This window comes from Thermococcus thioreducens, assembly GCF_002214545.1.
Lineage (GTDB): Archaea > Methanobacteriota_B > Thermococci > Thermococcales > Thermococcaceae > Thermococcus > Thermococcus thioreducens.
In genome coordinates this window covers 1,314,471-1,330,453 of record NZ_CP015105.1, presented here as the reverse complement: position 1 = coordinate 1,330,453, position 15,983 = coordinate 1,314,471, and the positions used below count along the sequence as shown (strand labels likewise).

Genomic DNA, 15,983 nt, shown 5'->3' with positions numbered 1-15,983 from the left:
TCACCTCACTCTATCTTTTCAAACATTTCCTTTGGTGCACCGCAGAGCGGGCAGACCCAGTCTTCGGGAAGGTCCTCAAACTTGGTTCCGGGCTCGATGCCCGTGTCGGGGTCGCCCTCATCCTCATCGTAGATGTATCCGCATACTATACATTTCCATTTGGCCATTTCTTTCACCACCCTAATGTTATTAGTTCGACCTTATAAGGTTTGCGCCTCAAACCTGAGAAATGAAAAAACGAAAAGTTCACTCAAAGACCACGAACTTGTCTCTCGGGGCCCCACAGATCGGGCAGTACTCGGGGGCCTCATCAACGGCGGTGTATCCACACACTGGACAGATGTAGACCTTCTTTATCTCGATGTCCTTTCCGTTCTCTGCGAGCTCCTTGGCCTTGGCGTAAAGCTCGGCGTGTATCTTTTCTGCCTCAAGGGCGTAGTGGGTCGTCCTCACCGCGTCCTTCTCGCCCTGGAACTCGGCGGTGTTCTTGAAGACCGGGTACATCTCCTCGACCTCATAGGTCTCACCGTCTATACCCGCCTGCAGGTTCTCCGGGGTCTTGCCCAGGTGCTCAAGGGCTATGAAATGGTTTTTAGCGTGGACAAACTCAGCGTGGGCGATGGCCCTGAAGAGCTTGGCTATGTTGGGGAATCCCTCCTTCTCGGCCTGCTCGGCAAAAATCAGGTACCTCATGTGTGCCATGCTTTCGCCGGCAAAGGCATCCTCCAGAAACTTCCGGGTCATTTTCCTTTTCACTGCCATGCCTACCACCTACAAACGTTGTTGCATTAATACTTCCGCGCCAGGAGTATATAACGATTTTCCAGACCAAAAGTTTGATGAGATGTGCACTTCAGTCAAGAGGTAGTCCTTCTCTGATAATTTTTTCGAGCCTTAAGGCTTTCCTGAGGTCACCGAGGACGACGGCTCCGATGGCCCTCTCTCCATCGTAAAAGACCCTGGCCTTTTCATCGAGCCATTCACCCCGCCCCCTGATCTGTCCAATAACTGCAACGCTGAAGTCCGCGAACTTGAAGAACGCCGACCTGAATGGGACGTAGCTGGCTTCCTCCCCGGCCAGTATTCTTGCGAGAACCTTCGCCTGTTCCACCGCCGTTTTGGCGGTTCCTCCGATGATCCCTCCCAGTTCAGCGCAGTCCCCTATGGCGTAGACGTCTCTCGCGGAGGTTCTGAGGTGATCGTCGACCAGTATTCCCCTGCCGGCGTGGATGCCGCTTTTAACTGCCAGCTCCCTGTTCGGCACTATTCCGAAGGCGCAGACCTTCAGCTTCCCCGGAATGTACCCCGTTTCGGTGTTCAGGCCGTCTTCGTCGGCGCTTATGGCCTGCGACTTCAGATGGAACTCGACCCCAGCCCCTTCAAGCTCCTCCCTGATGCGTTCGCTCAGCTCACGGTCCAGGCCGAGAAGGGCCTCCCCCCGGTGGACCACCCTGACGGTGTACCCGGCTTTGGCGAGGTTTCCCGCCAGTTCAAGCGCTATGAAGCCACCGCCGAGGATCGTCACCTCGCCCTCGTCCTCAAGGCGCTCTTTTATCAGCTTTGCATCTTCGAGGGTCCTAAGTGTTAGGATGTGCTCCCTTCCTGGAATCGAGGGTTCTCTGGCCCTCGCCCCGGCCGCTATGACGAGGGCGTCGTAGGGCACCTCGCCCTTATCGGTTACGAGAACCTTCCTGAGCCTGTCGATCAGCTTTGCCTCAGCTCCAAGGAGCAGGTTTATCCCATTCTTCTCGTACCAGTCCAGGGAATATGGGAAGAGCTTTTCCTCCGGCAGAAAGCCTGCTATGTAGTGGCTCAGCATGGGCCTGGAGTAGTGGGGCAGGTTTTCCCTCTCGACTATGGTCACGTCGAATTCTCTGCTCAGGTTCTTGGCGAGCTCAATGCCCCCCGGCCCGTTGCCGACTATAACGACCCTCACGCTGTCACCTCACCGCCTGGTGCGTGGTCCCAGGTAGAGCTCCAGCTGGGCACCGAAGAATTCTATCGGTGCGTTCACGTACTCCTGCTGTCCCTGCGTCACGTCCTCAAGGTACTCTGTATGGCTCCTTATCGCTGCGTAGTGCGCCCTTTCCTGGGCCGCCAGGAACTTGAATATGCCCCCATGTTCGGGGAGCGTTTCGGCGAGGTGCGAGTATATCCTCTCTGCGTTTTTCTCGTTCTCCAGGGCAACCCTCATGGCCTCTATGAGGTTCGCGACGGTATCTACCTTTACAGACGTCTCGGCAAGGGGTATGCCCTCGGGGACGGGGTATTCCGTGTCTCCAAAGAGCTCCTCGTACAGCTTGAGGAGTATTCTCTTGTGGTTCTCCTCGGCCTTGGCGAGGTCCTTAAAAAACTCTCCAAGGAGCGCCCCGCTCTTTGACGCGAGGTGCTCATAGAACTCCTTTGCCTCCTGTTCAGAGGCCAGGGCGTAGCCCAGTATTTCTCTGGGCGACAGCCCAGCAAGTTTTTCAAAAATGTCCTCCATATATACCACCACTGTCAGTTATGTCAGTTCAGTATTTAAATATGAGGGAAGGGAAGGGAAGGGAAGGATCAGCCTGCCCAGGCCACGAGTTTTCTGACGCCCTCTCTGAGTTTTTCCTCGTCCTCTGACCTCGGCATGCCGCGGCTCTCAACTACATCGACGAGGTCGAACTTGCTCCTCGTTATCAGGGTCTCTATCTTCTTGCCAGCAACGCCGGCCCATCCAAAGGCCCCAACGATAAGCACGGGCTTCTCGTAGTTGGCCTTGTCCAGTATCTCATAGAGGGTGTAACGTATCCTCGGGTGTATCTCGGCCTCGTAGGTAGAGGCACCGATGATTATTGCCTCGCTGTCAGGGACTTCCCCGAGAATGTCGCTTACAGCTGGAGCTTCCTTGTCGGTGAACCTGTAGACGACGGGCTTCTTCCCGTGCTTCCTGAGCTCGTCTATGACGACCTCCATTCTCCTCTCAACGAATCCGTACATGGAGTCGTAGATTACCAGAATCTTGTCTTTCTCAGGAATTCCGGCCCCAACGCGCTCATAGTGCTCGAATATCCTCATCGGATTCTTACGCCAGATTAAGCCGTGCCCCGGGAGTATCATCCTGGCCTCTTCAACTATTCCAAGGCTTTTGAGCTTCTTGATGTTCTGGACGATGTACTTGTGGTAGTGGCCTATGACGGTGACTATGTACTTGGTCACGTGGGGCAGGTACCTCTTCACGACCTCCTCATCGCTGTCGTCTATTGCCTCCGGAATTCCGTAGCCGCCCCCGGCGTCGCAGCTGAATATGAGCTTATCCTCGACCACATAGGTTATCATTGTATCCGGCCAGTGTAGCCAGGGAACGGTTATGAAGCGGAAGGTCTTTCCACCTATGTTCCTTTCCTCGCCGTCCTTTATGGTGTAGAAGTTCTCCACCACTTTTTCACCGTAGAAGCCTTCCATAAAGCGCTTGGCAAAGGTCGTTCCTATGAGCTGAGCCCTGTAGCCGTTGGCCTCAAGAACCGCTGGAATTGCCCCGCTGTGGTCGGGCTCCGTGTGGTGGATTATAATGTGGGTTATCTCCTTCGGATCAACGAGCTTCCGCAGGGTCTCAAGGAACTCTTCGGTGTAGTCCTTCTTCCAGGCGTCGAAGAGAACAACCGCATCGCCTGTCTTCATGAGGTAAGCGTTGTAGGTTATCCCCTCGGGGATGTCCCAGGTGGCCTCAAAGTACTTTATCCTCTCATCGTCAATCCTCAGAATGTAGAGTTCGGGTTCATCGAGTATCTTTTCGACCCATATCTCGGGCATTTTCACCACCGAACCTATTTGGTGCGGAAGCATAAAAAGCCTTTCCTGACCAAAAAGTTAAGGACGAAATTGGGTAGGGTTAAAATTTTGAAAGGGGACTCAGTCTCCCTCCAAAAGCTTGAATATCTCATCCAGGTCGGGCACTTCCTTTATAGGGTAGACCTTGAAGAACGCAACCTTTCCTTCTTCGTCTATGAGGACGTTTGCCCTCTCTGAGAAGCCCTCCTTTTCGCGGAACAGGCCGTAGAGCTTCGCAACAGCTCCGTGCGGCCAGAAATCACTCAGAATCCTGAGCTTTTTAAGGCCGATGTGCTCGGCCCAGGCCTTCTTGCTCGGCACAGGGTCAACGCTTATCCCGACGGGGACGACGTTCAGGCTCTCAAAGCGCTCGTGGTTCTCCTCCAGGGCCTTCATCTGTTTCTCGCATATCCCAGTCCACGCCAGCGGGTGGAAGGACAGCAGAACTTTCTTTCCCCTGAAATCGCCCAGCCTGAATTCCTCACCGTTCTGGTCTTTCAGAACGAAATCCGGGGCATATTCTCCAATCTTCATGATGGTGCACCTCCAGTGCTCTCAAATTAGAAAAATGAAAGATTCCTCAGGCCTTCTTGTCCTCGAAGAACTTCTCAACGAGGTCGAGCTTTGGTTCCCTCTGCCATAGCGGTCTCTTGTCCACCCTGTAAGCCGGAACGCTCTCCTCAAAGGTCGGCTTCTCGTTGACGTAGAAGATTCCCAGCGGGAGCGGATCCTCCTCCAGGGCCCTCTTGAATGCCGCCTCCCTGTCGTGCGGATCGTGATCGTCCATCCAGTAGGTGTGCTCCCTGTACCAGGCGTAGGTGTTCACCTTGTTGAAGCTGACGCACGGGTGGAGGATGTCAACTATCGCGAGACCTTTGTGCTGGATGGCTTTCTTGATTATCTCCACGCTCTCCCTGAAGTAGCCCATGAAGGTTCTGGCGACAAAGGAGGCGTTCATGGCTATGGCCAACGCGATTGGGTTGAAAGGCTCCTCAAAGACTCCCCAGGGCTGGGTCGGCGTCTTCATTCCGACCATCGTCGTCGGCGACGCCTGCCCCTTCGTGAGGCCGTATATCTGGTTGTCGTGGATGAGGACGGTTATGTCAGGGTTGCGCCTTATCGCGTGGAGCAGGTGGTTGCCGCCTTCGGCGTACATGTCGCCGTCTCCACCTTCCGCTATGACCGTCAGCTCGGGGCTTGCCGCCTTTACGCCTGTAGCTATCGGTATTGCCCTTCCGTGGAGTGTGTGGTAGCCGTTTGCGTTGATGTAGTGGGGCATCTTTGCGGCCTGTCCTATCCCGCTGATTATCGCCACTTCGCTCGGCTTCAGGCCAAGCTCGGCTAAGGCTGAGATGAGGATGTTCCTTATGCCGAAGTTTCCACACCCAGGGCACCAGGCGACGTCCTTGCTGGTCGGCCTCCTGGGCTCAAAGGCCTCCCTGCCGGTTGGAAGGTTCATTCTACCACCCCCTTCAGGGCATCAAAAACCTCTTCCACCGAAAACGGCCTCCCGTCGTACTTGAGAACCCTGTGATGAACATCGACGCCGAGTTCTTTTTTCAGAAGGTCTGCGAACTGGCCGGTGACGTTGTTCTCGACGACGATTACCGTTTTGCCCTCGAAGAACCGCTTTGTCTCCGGGTTGAGCGGGTAGACCCAGCTGAAGTGGAGGAACGCTACATCGTCCCTTCCGAGTTTCTCGATGGCTTCCTCAACGGCGTGGAGCGTTGAGCCCCATGAAACCACGAGGTACCTGGCGTTTTCGCTCCCGATTAGCCTCGGCAGGGGTGCGTTCTTCCTTATCGTTTCGAGCTTTCTGATGGCCCTCTTCTCCTGCATCTCCCTCGTAAGCTCCGCCTCCTCTGTTATGTCGCCCCACTCGTCGTGCTCGTTGCCGTTGGCTATGACTACTTCCTCGCCGTAGCCCGGGACGGCCCTCGGCGAGATCCCGTCCTCGGTCAGCTCGTACCTCCTATAGCCTGGCTTTGCCTCGACGATATACTTCTCGAACCTCACCCTGCCTAAGTCCGGCCTGGGCAGGTTGTAGTAGGTGTCCACGAAGTACTGGTCAGTGAGGATTATTACAGGAACCTGGTATTTGTCAGCTAAATTGAAGGCCTCAGCAGTTAGGTAGAACGCCTCCTCCATGCTTCCAGGTGCGAGGATTATCCTCGGAAAGTCGCCGTGGCCCGCGTAGAGGACGAGGTTTAGGTCGCCCTGCATTGTCCTCGTCGGCAGGCCCGTTGCAGGCCCGGGCCTCTGGGCGAGGTGTATGACTATCGGGTTCTCCGCCATTCCGGCGAGGCTCAAAGCCTCGCTCATCAGGGCGAAGCCGCCGCCGGAGGTGCTCACCATCGCCCTCGCTCCCGCGAACCACGCTCCGAGGGCCATGTTTATCGCCGAAATCTCGTCCTCGACCTGCTCGACTATTATCCCGAACTCTTCCGCCTTCTGTGCAGCGAAGGTCGAGACGCCAGTTGAGGGGCTCATAGGGTAGAAGCTGAGGAAGTTCATGCCTCCGGCGAGGGCACCTATCCCTACAGCTTCGGTCCCGCTGAGCAGGATTTCTTCCCTGACCTTCTCGTCTCTCCCGACTTCGACCCTTATCGTCCCTTCCTCGCAGAGCTTAACGCCCAGCTCGTAGCCTTTTTTAGCGGCTTCGATGTTCTTGTTCACGACGTTCTCACCCTTGCTCCCGAAGCGCTTCCTTATGTACTCCTCGACCGCCCCAAAGTCGCCGTGGAAGAGGCCGACTATCAGGCCTGCTGCGGTCGTGTTGATGTAGAGCTGGCTTCCCGTTTCGAGGGCGAGCTTCGTGAGGGGCACTTCCACGAGGTTTACCCTTCCAAGGAACTCTTCCTCGACGTTCTCCCTCTCTCCGAGGACGACGGTCTCCTTGGAGAGCCTGTCGGAGACCCAGCTCAGAACACCCTGTTTGAAGGGAACGAGGATGTCTATTCTCTTCACGAAGGCCCTGACGCGTCTGGAAGAAACGCGTATCTCGGTGGTGTTTATCCCGCCCCTCACGCGGGACATGTACTCCTTGTTTGCATAGACGTGGTAGCCGGAGCGCTTTAGGGCGTAGGTCAGAATCCCCTCGACGGTCTGAATTCCCTGCCCGGCCGCTCCACCGAGAACTATAGAAACGTCCTCTTTAAACTCGGTCATATCACATCACTTCCACATAAGTTCGACTTTCGACATCATAAGGTTTGTGAATTAGGTTTATATAATTTTCTTTCAGTGCCCTAACTCTCACATATACTCCCAGACCCCGTATCCCTTGAAGTTGTGGACGATAGTCTTGGTAGTGGTCAGCTGGAATAAAGAATAGCCTATTCCTTCCCTCCCAACGCCGCTGTCCTTTACCCCTCCGAAGGGGTAATACCCTATTCCGTGTCTCGGGTACTCGTTTATGAACACACTCCCAACTTCAAGCAGCCTTGCAACCCTTCTGGCCCTTCTTTCACAGGATGAAAAGACAGCGGCATCGAGTCCAAATCTTGAGGAGTTTGCTATCTCCACGGCTTCATCATCGTCCTTTACCTTTACGAGTATCACCACAGGTCCAAACACGTCTTCGTTGAACGCTCGTAGTTCTGGCAGGATACTTTTGTCAACTTCAAGTAACACGGGGCACACGTAGTTGTCTTCTCTTCTGAACTCAGTGAGGGATCTGGCCCCTTTGTCCACTGCATCCTTCCATATTTCCTCAATATAGCGGGCGGACTGTTCATCAATCAACGGCCCCATCACGGCATTTTCGTTTTCGATGGGGTTTGCTGGTTTGATCTCCCTGAGCTTTTCCACGAGCTTTCTCCTGACCTCACCGTAGATGCCCTCCTGGACCAGGACAAGCCTTATGGCATCACACCTTTGTCCCGAGAAGCTGATCACCCCTCTGACTATTTTATCGACCGTCAGCTCAACGTCAGCATCGTCGAGGACTATTGCAGGGTCCTTTCCTCCGAGCTCTAAGTGATAGGCTTTTATTCCACCGATTTTTACAATGTGCTCCCCAACCTCCGTGCTGCCCGTGAAGGTTATAGCCCGTATCCTTCTGTCAGCAACGACATCGTCCATGAACCTTCCAGGTATGGTCAGGAGTGATATGCTTTTTGCGGGAAATCCAGCCTTTTCGAGAGCTCTGACAAAGAGAATCGCTGCCAGTGGGTCGGCGGAGGCCGGCTTTAACAGAACTGCATTCCCCGCAAGCAGTGCCGGAACGACCTTCGCAGCGGGTATGAAGAGCGGGTAGTTAAAGGGGGTTATGGCGAGCACAACACCGTATGGTTCCCGTTTTACTATCCCCTCGCTCTCCAGGGTTTCTTCGCTCCAGTCCCCGGGGATGTAGTCTCCCAGGATTGCTCTAGATTCAAAGGTCGTCTTCCTAAGCCGTTCGATGGTTGCCTTCACTTCTCCCTCGGCGTTTCCCTTGGGCTTCCCAGCATCGAGTATAAGGGTTCTTACAAAGTCATCAAACGCATCTTCCATAAGTTCTGCTGCCCTTAGGAAGCTCTCTATCCTTTTTTCTCCGGGATAGTTTCTAATGAGGTGCCTACCTTCTCCATAAACGCCTTCAATTGCTCTCTCGATCTGCTCCCTTGAAAGAACGCTGATCCTTGTTATAACACTCCCATCCACTGGACTGAGGATGTCCCTGAATTTCTGGCCCCAGACCCACCGGCCATCTACGAACGCCTTGAACTCCGGCACTCCATCCTCGCCGATCCGATATATCTCTTTAAAAATTGGATGATGAACAACAAGGGACATTTTTAATCACCAAAATGTAATAATGCCCAAAACTATTTAAAACTTGCCCTTTATTATGTAATTGGGGACAGCGAAATGGAGGGAAACCACTTCAATTTGAGTGTTGCAATCTTTGCGGGCGGCTGCTTCTGGTGCATGGAAGAGGCCTTTGAGAGGCTTCCCGGAGTGGTTGATGCCATCGCCGGCTACACCGGTGGCTGGATCGAGAACCCGACCTACGAGCTGGTCTCAACCGGTGAAACCGGCCATCGCGAGGCAGTTAAGGTCATCTACGACCCCTCAGAGGTCTCCTACGAGAGGCTCCTCGAAGTCCTCTGGAGGAACATAGATCCGACCGATCCCTACGGCCAGTTCGCCGACAGGGGCGAGCAGTACAGAACGGCGATTTTCTACCTGAATGAGGGGCAGAGGGAGCTGGCTGAAGAATCGAAGAGAAGGCTCGAACTCTCGGGAATCTTCGATGAACCGATAGCAACGGAGATACTCCCCGCTAAAGAGTTTTATCCGGCCGAAAAATACCACCAAGGCTATTACCTGGCCTTCCCTGGGTACTACAAACGCTACAAGTTCTACTCCGGAAGGCTGGGCTTCATAAAGTCCGTCTGGGAGAAGAACGCCCATTTTCGTCTCTTTCCGGAGAGGGAACACTACTGGTTCGGCTGGGTTAAACCTTCGAATTCAGAGCTGAGGAAGTTTCTAACTCCCCTCCAGTATGGAGTAACACAGCTTGGACTGACCGAACCGGCCTTCCAGAACGAATACTGGGAGGATCACGAGGAGGGTATTTACGTAGATGTAGTTTCCGGTGAACCGCTCTTCAGCTCACTCGACAAGTTTGACTCAGGAACAGGCTGGCCGAGCTTCACCAAACCCCTTGAGGAGTGGGCGGTAGTTGAAGCCGAGCACTACGAGGGCTTCCTCTGCGGGAAAGAAGTCAGAAGCCGCTTCGCAGATTCGCATCTTGGCCACGTCTTTGAAGAACCAACACCTACGGGGAGGCGCTACTGTATAAACTCCGCCTCGCTGAGGTTCATCAAAAGGGAAGAACTAGAGAGGTACGGCTACGTTGCTTATGAGGAGCTTTTCAAATAAGGAGGGGGTTCAGAGCTCCTCTATGACTCCCCTGACGACCTCAAGGGGCTCCTTGATAATCTCCAGCACGTCGTCGGCGGTGTTTATGGCAACGTAGGTCTCGCCGTCCTTCCGGTAGAAGAGCACAGGGCACGGTGCAAAGGAGCCTATCTCGTAGTCCTTCTTGGTCATCTCGTAGAATATCTTTGGATTGCAGACCCAGAGAATCCTGTAGGGCTCCATATCGACACCGACCTTGGCCCTGACGACGTCACTTGGGGTAAACTCAAGCACAACCTTGTAGCCCTTCTCCTCCAGCTTTGCCTTAAACTTCTCCTCGGCCTCCTTGAGGCCCAGGCTGAGTTTCCTCCTGTACCTGTACATCAGACCACCTCCCTCAAAGCTGTGAGAGCGATTCGAATAGGGAGCTCCAGAGCTTGAGAGGCGTGAGCTCGGTCAGCATCAGCAGGCCGAGAAGTATCAGGATCACCCCAAGAGCTTGCTCCCACCTTGCCCTGCTCCTTCCGCCCAGGGAGAGCCTTCCGGACAGGAACTTTTTGTTCACCCACTCGCCGAGGTCCTTCGATGCCGTCAGCAGGTAAACTGTGAGACCCATCCCGAGGCCGTAGGTGCCCATGACGATAACCCCGCTCAGCGTGTCCCCGCTCAGGGCGGCAGTTATCACCGCGAAGCCGACGTAGGGGGCAATGCATCCGAGCCATGTCGCCCCCAACGCCGAGCCGAGTGCGAAGTCATACGCCAGGCCCCTCTTTGAGGCCACCCTATCAGTGGCCGAGAAGCTCAGTAGCCTTTCCATCCTCGCGCTCACCCTCTCGCTCACGAAGCTCGCACCTATGACAACGAAGCCGACTCCACCGATGATGTAGAGGGCGCCCTGTATCTGAGAGGCATAGGAACCAAGGCTACCGACGAGAGCACCTAGCAGGGCGAAGGAGGCCATCATTCCGGCTATTATCGCCTCAACCTTCCTCCTGGCGAATGTCAGGGAGAGCGCTCCAACTATGACCGGCAAAACACAGGGTGAGAAGACGCTGACGATCCCGGCGGAGAATATCGGCAGGAGCACTGCCAGGCCGAGGTTGCTCTTCCCGCTGGGGTTTCCTGAAAGGTCCTCCGTCTGGGGCTTTTGTCCACTGGGCTGAGTGGTGGCCTGAGTGAGGTTCCCCCCTTCCGTGGCTTTCTCCAAGAAGTACGTCAGCCCGTCGGGGTTCAGAGCGCCTACCGCTACTCCCCTCAGAACCATAGTCCCGTTAACGGCCTTGAAAACGACCATGGTTGGCGTTCCCGGGACGCCGACGCTTATCTCCTCTCCGGGCGTTTTGGGTCTGTAGTAGCCGGCGTTGTCCGGCTGGATGACTATCACCGGGCTGTAAACCTTATACCGGAGCGTCGTTATCGGGCGGCCTTTGTAAACGTCCACCGAAACGAGTACAAGCCCCTTAAGGGCCTTTTCAGCTGTGGTAGTTGGGAAGACACTCGTTTTCATGTACTGACAGGCGGGACAGCTCTCGGAGTGGTAGAAGACGAAGAAGTACCTCCCCTCGTTCGAGGAGACCAGCTCCTGGAGCTCCTTTTCGGTCGTGACGTCATGAAAGGACAAATTGCCGTATTTGACGGTTCCCGCGCTGACCAGCGGTATGAGAAGCGATAGGACTACCAGCATTAAAAGCGCCCTGCGCACCCCTTTCACCTGAAAAGAGATTGAGAGGGTGGTTAAAAAGCCTTTTTTTGAAGCTTTTTTCATCAAAACGTCATCGGGACGTAGCCCTCCTCAAGCCTTTCCGCTATTATCCTCCCGACGTACTCGACCTTCGTGTACTCCTCCAGAGGCCCCACAAAGCCCTCGACCTCGGCTAGTCTCCTGCACGCCGTTGGGGTTCTGCCCATTTCTGCCAGCTTTTTTATCCATTGTATGAAGAGCCCGTCACCCTCTGCCACCGCCCTCTCCGCCGGTCCGAAGAGTATGACCTCAACATCCTCAGCCCAGCCGTTTTTTATCGCGTTGACCGCCCACATGAACCCCGGAAGGGCCCTTTCGTCCGGGCTCGTGATTATCACGAGAACCTTCACCATCTACACACCCCCTCCCACCGCAGTCTCCAGCTCCTCCATGTTCCTCACGGAGATCTCGACCTTCCCCGCTATGACGTTTATGTTGCCGCAGTCGTACTTGGCGCACAGGCCGAGGCAGCCCTCGACGCTTACCTCGTAGCCTTTTCGTTTCAGTATTGAGACAACATCATCGAGACGCTCCCCGGCGCAGAACTTGCAGACCTTTGCAGTTGGAAATACGTTGCATCCATTTTTGCCCATGGACACCACCAACGGTTTATACTCTGGCCGCTTTATGGCGTTTATTTTTTGCGTCTTGAAAAATTAAACAGAAAAGCAGTTGACAATATGAAGTCACTTCCAGGGTTTGCCAAAGCGGTTGAGGCTCACCTTGTCCCACTCGAAAACCTCATCGCCGTGGGGAGGCTTGTTCTCAGCTGGATAGCCGATTCCGATTATGCAGAGGACGCGGTAGTTTTCCGGGATCCCCAAAAGCTCCCTCACGTAGTCCTCGGCGGTTCTTCTTTCATCGTGCATCCTGTTCCTTATCTGAACCCAGAAGGAGCTCAGCCCCAGGTCGAACGCCGCCAGCTGTATGTGTTCCGCCGCTATGCTGGAATCCTCCACCCAGACGTCGCTCCGGCTTTCGTCCGCTGTGATAACTATCGCCAGAGGAGCCGTTGCCAGACCGGAGGCGCCGAGCTTGGCCTTTGAGAGTGCCAGGAGCTTTTCCCTATCGTCAACCACGATGAAGTGCCAGGGCCTCTTGTTGAAGGAACTGGGTGAGAGGAAAGCCGCCCCAAGGAGCTTCTCAACGAGCTTTCTTGGAATGGGCTTGTCCTGGAACCTCCTAACGCTCCGTCTTTTCCGGAGAACCTCAAAGAACTCCATGCTACCACCTCACGTTTTTGGTTTCAGAAGCATCAGGTAGTGGTACTCAAGCTCCCTGTATTTCACCAATTCGAAGTTTTCGGCAAGTCTGAGGATGTCCTCCGGGGAGAGCCTTTCCTCCACCGGAGGGCCAAATGGCATCGGCTCCTTCTTCCACTCGGCCACGAGGATGAACGCCCTTCCAGCCCAGCGGAGGTATTCCTCGGGTCTCTCCATCTCGTGCAGGACACTTGAGAAGACCACAAGGTCGAAGTCGCCTATATCCGGCGGCCTCTCGGTGACCACCACCTCGACGTTATTCAGCTTTTCGTCTTCGATTCTCCTTTTCAGAATCTCCGCCATTTTTGGGCTTGCTTCGATGGCGTAGACCTTTTTGAAGGCCCTCGCCAGGGGGACGGTCAGGTATCCCGTACCCGCGCCAACGTCTACGGCGGCTTCTCTTTGGGGAACTTCGGGAAGAGCGAAGCCTATGACCTCCCTGGCAGGGAAGACCTTCCGCCTCCATTCGGAGTCCAGTACGTGCGCATGCTCTGGACTGAAGCGGTGCATTTCAACCCCCCACTGCATCGTTGGCCGTTGGGATAGAAATCCCTTTTGGTGGATCAGAATTTCCCGTGAGCCCCTGCAAGATAAACCTTTGGTTTCCAAAACCCTTTTTATCCCCTCGTCCAAGCCGGATGTGGTGGGAGTATGGTAGGGGTGACGATGGACTTTTCGAGGCACTTCCCGATCATAGGAATCGAGGGGCAGAGGAAGCTGAGCGAGAGCACGGTAGCGGTGGTCGGGGCTGGAGCCCTGGGGAGCTGGGAGGTCTACTTCCTCCACAAGCTCGGCGTTGGAAGGATTATAGTCATCGACAGGGACTTCGTGGACGAGAGCGACCTTCCCAGGACGATGTACACCAAAGAGGACGTCGGGAAGCCGAAGGTGGAAGTCCTCAAGGAGCGCTTTGGAGTAATCGGCCACTTCGAGGACCTGAACCCTGGGACGGTGGGCCTACTCGACGAGGCCGACCTGATAATCGACGGGACGGACAACATCTACACGAGGCAGGTGATAAACGACTATGCAATAAAGACCGAAAAGCCGTGGATTTACGTCGGTGTCCTCTCAACATACGGCAACATAATGCCGATAATCCCAGGAAAAACCGCCTGCTTCCGGTGCCTGATGCCAAGGCTCCCTGAGAGGCCCCTTCCGACCTGCGCGATAGCCGGAATAATGAGCTACGTCCCGAGCTTCGCGGCATCACTGGCCGTTGCCCTGGCGGCAAAGATTCTGCTCGGCGAAGAGGTTGAAAGCGAGCTGTTCTTCTTCGACCTCAAGAGCATGGACTTCGAGAAGGTCAGGATACCGAGGAGGGAGGACTGCCCCGCCTGTGTGAGGAGGGAGTTCACATTCCTGGAGAAGAGGATAAAGATAGAGCGCATGTGCGACGGCTCCATACAGGTGACGCCGCCCATGCCCATGAGCATAAACCTCGACGAGTTCGCGGAGAGGCTTGAAAAGCTCGGCATCGAGTACCTGAAAACGAGCCAGTTCATCCAGTTCGAGGACGACTACGCCGAGATACTGGTGTTCAGGACGGGCAGGATGGTAATCCGCGGTGCCGAGGACGAGAAAGAAGCCAAGAACTTCTTTGCCCGCTACCTGGGTGGTTGAAGTGATAATCGTGCGCTACGGCGAGATAGGGGTCAAGGGCGGCAAAAGGAGGGAGTTCGAGAGAAAACTAAGGGACAACATACTCGCCGCTCTGAGGAGGAGGGGGGTAGACGGGAAGGCGAGGATAATCAGGGGGCGTATACTGGTCGATGCCCCCGACGAAACGGCCCAAATAATCGCCAAAGTCCCCGGCGTCGTCTCTGTGTCCCCTGCGAAGGAGATGGAGTACGAAGAGGTTCCCGCCTACCTGAGGGAGGCTCTAAAGGGACTGAGTCCAAAAAGCTTCAAGGTCGAAACCCAGAGGCTCGACAAGACCTTCCTAAAGACCTCCGTGGAGATAAACCGCGAGATCGGGGCATTTATCGTCGAGAACTTCGGCTGGAAGGTCGACCTCAAAAACCCCGAGCTGGTCGTTGGGATAGAGATAATAGCCGGGAAGGCATACGTGTTCCTCGAAAAGCTCAGGGGCGTTGGCGGCCTGCCGGTTGGCACGCAGGGAAAGGTCGTCGTCCTGCTCAGCGGCGGCATTGACTCACCCGTTGCCGCTTTCCTCATGCTCAAGAGGGGTGCAGAGGTCATCGCGGTGCACTTTGACCAGGGGCTGAACGCGAGAAACGTCGTCGAGAAGGTCGTCGACATACTTGAGGACTACTCCCCCGAGCCGATAGAGCTCATAGTCGAGAACCACTTCGAGATACTGAAGCCCTACGTCAGGGCCCTCATCAGGGCGAGAAAGGGGGAGTGGACGTGTGTCGTCTGCAAGGTGGCAATGCTGAGGCGCGCCGCTGAGATAGCGAGGGAAAGGGGCGCCCTCGGCATAGTGACCGGTGACAGCCTCGGACAGGTTGCCAGTCAAACCCTCTCGAACCTGTATTTTGAGACGATGAGCGTCCGCTTCCCGGTTCACAGGCCCCTCCTCGGCATGGACAAGGAGGAGATAGTGGCGATAGCCAGGAGGATCGGGACATACCAGGCTTTCCTTGAGTACCCCTACTGCGACTGCCCCTTCCGGCCGGAGAGGGTCGTTACGGGCGGAAAGCTTGAGGAGTTTCAGCGCGTGCTTGAGGTGCTGGAGCGGGAGGGGCTGGTATGAGGAAAGCTTTTAAAGTAACCGGGTGTAACTATACCCGGAGGTTGTGGAGATGCTGAGCGAGAGGATGCTGAAGGCCCTCAACGAACAGCTGAACAGGGAGCTTTATTCGGCCTACCTGTACTTTTCGATGGCGGCCTACTTCGAGGACATGAACCTGGAGGGATTTGCGAACTGGATGAAGGCACAAGCTGAAGAGGAGCTTGGCCATGTTCTGAGGTTCTACAACTACATCTACGACAGGAACGGCAGGGTCGAGCTCAAGGCCGTCCAGGAACCGCCCAAGGAGTGGGACTCACCGCTTGCTGCCTTTGAGGCCGCCTACGAGCATGAGCAGTTCATAACCAGACACATACACGAGTTAGCGGCTTTAGCCGAGGAGGAGAAGGACTACTCAACGAGGGCGTTCCTTGAGTGGTTCATCAACGAGCAGGTCGAGGAGGAGGCAAACGTCAAGAAGATAGTGGACAAGCTCAAGTTCGCCAAGGACAGCCCGCAGGTCATATTCATGCTCGATCAGGAGCTCGGCCAGAGGCAGCCCCAGCTTCCGGGACTTCTCCTCCAGGCAGGAGGTTGAAGTTCCCTTTTTCCCTTCTGCCTTCTTGAGCAGGGAATACAC

General features: G+C 55.2%; 19 protein-coding genes. 4 read left to right on the top strand and 15 right to left on the bottom strand.

The features are described 5' to 3' along the window. Positions 1-5: 5 nt before the first annotated feature. The 9 genes from rd to gapN form a co-directional block, all read right to left on the bottom strand. On the bottom strand, positions 6-167 hold the full coding sequence (rd, locus tag A3L14_RS07335; RefSeq protein ID WP_055429769.1) for a rubredoxin: 162 nt from the start codon (positions 165-167) through the stop codon (positions 6-8). 79 nt (positions 168-246) lie between these two features. Then, positions 247-762, bottom strand: coding sequence for a rubrerythrin family protein (locus tag A3L14_RS07330; protein WP_055429768.1), 516 nt, complete (start codon positions 760-762; stop codon positions 247-249). A gap of 91 nt (positions 763-853) precedes the next feature. Beyond that, on the bottom strand, positions 854-1,936 hold the full coding sequence (locus tag A3L14_RS07325; protein ID WP_055429767.1) for an NAD(P)/FAD-dependent oxidoreductase: 1,083 nt from the start codon (positions 1,934-1,936) through the stop codon (positions 854-856). Positions 1,937-1,945: 9 nt separating this feature from the next. Then, complete coding sequence (locus tag A3L14_RS07320) at positions 1,946-2,485, bottom strand: ferritin-like domain-containing protein (RefSeq protein ID WP_055429766.1); 540 nt, start codon at positions 2,483-2,485, stop codon at positions 1,946-1,948. Between the two features lie 68 nt (positions 2,486-2,553). Beyond that, positions 2,554-3,783 (bottom strand): FprA family A-type flavoprotein, encoded by a 1,230-nt coding sequence (locus A3L14_RS07315; RefSeq protein ID WP_055429765.1) that lies wholly within the window; start codon positions 3,781-3,783, stop codon positions 2,554-2,556. Between the two features lie 99 nt (positions 3,784-3,882). Then, the gene (locus tag A3L14_RS07310) at positions 3,883-4,335 is read right to left on the bottom strand and encodes a peroxiredoxin (RefSeq protein WP_055429764.1); all 453 of its coding nucleotides are present in this window, start codon (positions 4,333-4,335) and stop codon (positions 3,883-3,885) included. A gap of 46 nt (positions 4,336-4,381) precedes the next feature. Further along, positions 4,382-5,260, bottom strand: coding sequence for a thiamine pyrophosphate-dependent enzyme (locus A3L14_RS07305; protein WP_055429763.1), 879 nt, complete (start codon positions 5,258-5,260; stop codon positions 4,382-4,384). Then, a complete protein-coding gene (locus A3L14_RS07300; RefSeq protein ID WP_074631174.1) occupies positions 5,257-6,969 on the bottom strand; it encodes a 2-oxoacid:acceptor oxidoreductase subunit alpha in 1,713 nt (570 codons plus the stop codon). The genes A3L14_RS07305 and A3L14_RS07300 overlap by 4 nt, the downstream gene beginning before the upstream one ends. Before the next feature lie 87 nt (positions 6,970-7,056). After that, positions 7,057-8,577: an NADP-dependent glyceraldehyde-3-phosphate dehydrogenase gene (gene gapN / locus A3L14_RS07295; RefSeq protein WP_055429762.1), complete on the bottom strand. Its 1,521-nt coding sequence runs from the start codon at positions 8,575-8,577 to the stop codon at positions 7,057-7,059. 75 nt (positions 8,578-8,652) lie between these two features. Between gapN and msrA the strand changes: the two genes are divergently transcribed. Further along, a complete protein-coding gene (msrA, locus tag A3L14_RS07290) occupies positions 8,653-9,669 on the top strand; it encodes a peptide-methionine (S)-S-oxide reductase MsrA (protein ID WP_055429761.1) in 1,017 nt (338 codons plus the stop codon). 9 nt (positions 9,670-9,678) lie between these two features. Here msrA and A3L14_RS07285 read toward each other — a convergent pair whose 3' ends face one another. The 6 genes from A3L14_RS07285 to A3L14_RS07260 form a co-directional block, all read right to left on the bottom strand. Continuing rightward, positions 9,679-10,032 carry a DUF302 domain-containing protein gene (locus A3L14_RS07285; protein WP_055429760.1) on the bottom strand — a complete coding sequence of 118 codons (354 nt, stop codon included), beginning with the start codon at positions 10,030-10,032 and terminating at the stop codon, positions 9,679-9,681. Between the two features lie 13 nt (positions 10,033-10,045). Further along, a complete protein-coding gene (locus A3L14_RS07280; protein WP_055429808.1) occupies positions 10,046-11,350 on the bottom strand; it encodes a cytochrome c biogenesis protein in 1,305 nt (434 codons plus the stop codon). Positions 11,351-11,412: 62 nt separating this feature from the next. Continuing rightward, positions 11,413-11,742: a hypothetical protein gene (locus A3L14_RS07275; protein WP_055429759.1), complete on the bottom strand. Its 330-nt coding sequence runs from the start codon at positions 11,740-11,742 to the stop codon at positions 11,413-11,415. Further along, complete coding sequence (locus tag A3L14_RS07270) at positions 11,743-11,982, bottom strand: hypothetical protein (protein WP_055429758.1); 240 nt, start codon at positions 11,980-11,982, stop codon at positions 11,743-11,745. A gap of 93 nt (positions 11,983-12,075) precedes the next feature. Next, positions 12,076-12,612, bottom strand: a complete 537-nt coding sequence (locus tag A3L14_RS07265; protein WP_055429757.1) for a nitroreductase family protein — start codon at positions 12,610-12,612, stop codon at positions 12,076-12,078. 9 nt (positions 12,613-12,621) lie between these two features. Next, the gene (locus A3L14_RS07260; protein ID WP_055429756.1) at positions 12,622-13,161 is read right to left on the bottom strand and encodes a class I SAM-dependent methyltransferase; all 540 of its coding nucleotides are present in this window, start codon (positions 13,159-13,161) and stop codon (positions 12,622-12,624) included. 141 nt (positions 13,162-13,302) lie between these two features. Between A3L14_RS07260 and A3L14_RS07255 the strand changes: the two genes are divergently transcribed. Genes A3L14_RS07255 through A3L14_RS07245 form a run of 3 tightly spaced genes read left to right on the top strand, consistent with a single transcriptional unit; the run spans position 13,303 to position 15,941 of the window. Further along, a complete protein-coding gene (locus A3L14_RS07255) occupies positions 13,303-14,274 on the top strand; it encodes a ThiF family adenylyltransferase (protein WP_232473297.1) in 972 nt (323 codons plus the stop codon). Position 14,275: 1 nt separating this feature from the next. Further along, positions 14,276-15,367 (top strand): tRNA uracil 4-sulfurtransferase ThiI, encoded by a 1,092-nt coding sequence (thiI, locus tag A3L14_RS07250; protein WP_055429755.1) that lies wholly within the window; start codon positions 14,276-14,278, stop codon positions 15,365-15,367. A 49-nt stretch (positions 15,368-15,416) separates the two neighbouring features. After that, positions 15,417-15,941 carry a ferritin gene (locus A3L14_RS07245; protein WP_055429754.1) on the top strand — a complete coding sequence of 175 codons (525 nt, stop codon included), beginning with the start codon at positions 15,417-15,419 and terminating at the stop codon, positions 15,939-15,941. Positions 15,942-15,983: the final 42 nt, after the last annotated feature.

Coding starts and splice junctions, on each gene's coding strand:
- A3L14_RS07260 (WP_055429756.1), bottom strand. CDS start 13,161: ATGCACCGCTTCAGTCCAGAGCATGCGCACGTACTGGACTCCGAATGG.
- A3L14_RS07330 (WP_055429768.1), bottom strand. CDS start 762: ATGGCAGTGAAAAGGAAAATGACCCGGAAGTTTCTGGAGGATGCCTTT.
- A3L14_RS07310 (WP_055429764.1), bottom strand. CDS start 4,335: ATGAAGATTGGAGAATATGCCCCGGATTTCGTTCTGAAAGACCAGAAC.
- A3L14_RS07315 (WP_055429765.1), bottom strand. CDS start 3,783: ATGCCCGAGATATGGGTCGAAAAGATACTCGATGAACCCGAACTCTAC.
- A3L14_RS07305 (WP_055429763.1), bottom strand. CDS start 5,260: ATGAACCTTCCAACCGGCAGGGAGGCCTTTGAGCCCAGGAGGCCGACC.
- A3L14_RS07285 (WP_055429760.1), bottom strand. CDS start 10,032: ATGTACAGGTACAGGAGGAAACTCAGCCTGGGCCTCAAGGAGGCCGAG.
- A3L14_RS07300 (WP_074631174.1), bottom strand. CDS start 6,969: ATGACCGAGTTTAAAGAGGACGTTTCTATAGTTCTCGGTGGAGCGGCC.
- A3L14_RS07265 (WP_055429757.1), bottom strand. CDS start 12,612: ATGGAGTTCTTTGAGGTTCTCCGGAAAAGACGGAGCGTTAGGAGGTTC.
- gapN (WP_055429762.1), bottom strand. CDS start 8,577: ATGTCCCTTGTTGTTCATCATCCAATTTTTAAAGAGATATATCGGATC.
- rd (WP_055429769.1), bottom strand. CDS start 167: ATGGCCAAATGGAAATGTATAGTATGCGGATACATCTACGATGAGGAT.
- msrA (WP_055429761.1), top strand. CDS start 8,653: ATGGAGGGAAACCACTTCAATTTGAGTGTTGCAATCTTTGCGGGCGGC.
- A3L14_RS07270 (WP_055429758.1), bottom strand. CDS start 11,982: ATGGGCAAAAATGGATGCAACGTATTTCCAACTGCAAAGGTCTGCAAG.
- A3L14_RS07320 (WP_055429766.1), bottom strand. CDS start 2,485: ATGGAGGACATTTTTGAAAAACTTGCTGGGCTGTCGCCCAGAGAAATA.
- A3L14_RS07245 (WP_055429754.1), top strand. CDS start 15,417: ATGCTGAGCGAGAGGATGCTGAAGGCCCTCAACGAACAGCTGAACAGG.
- A3L14_RS07275 (WP_055429759.1), bottom strand. CDS start 11,742: ATGGTGAAGGTTCTCGTGATAATCACGAGCCCGGACGAAAGGGCCCTT.
- A3L14_RS07255 (WP_232473297.1), top strand. CDS start 13,303: ATGGTAGGGGTGACGATGGACTTTTCGAGGCACTTCCCGATCATAGGA.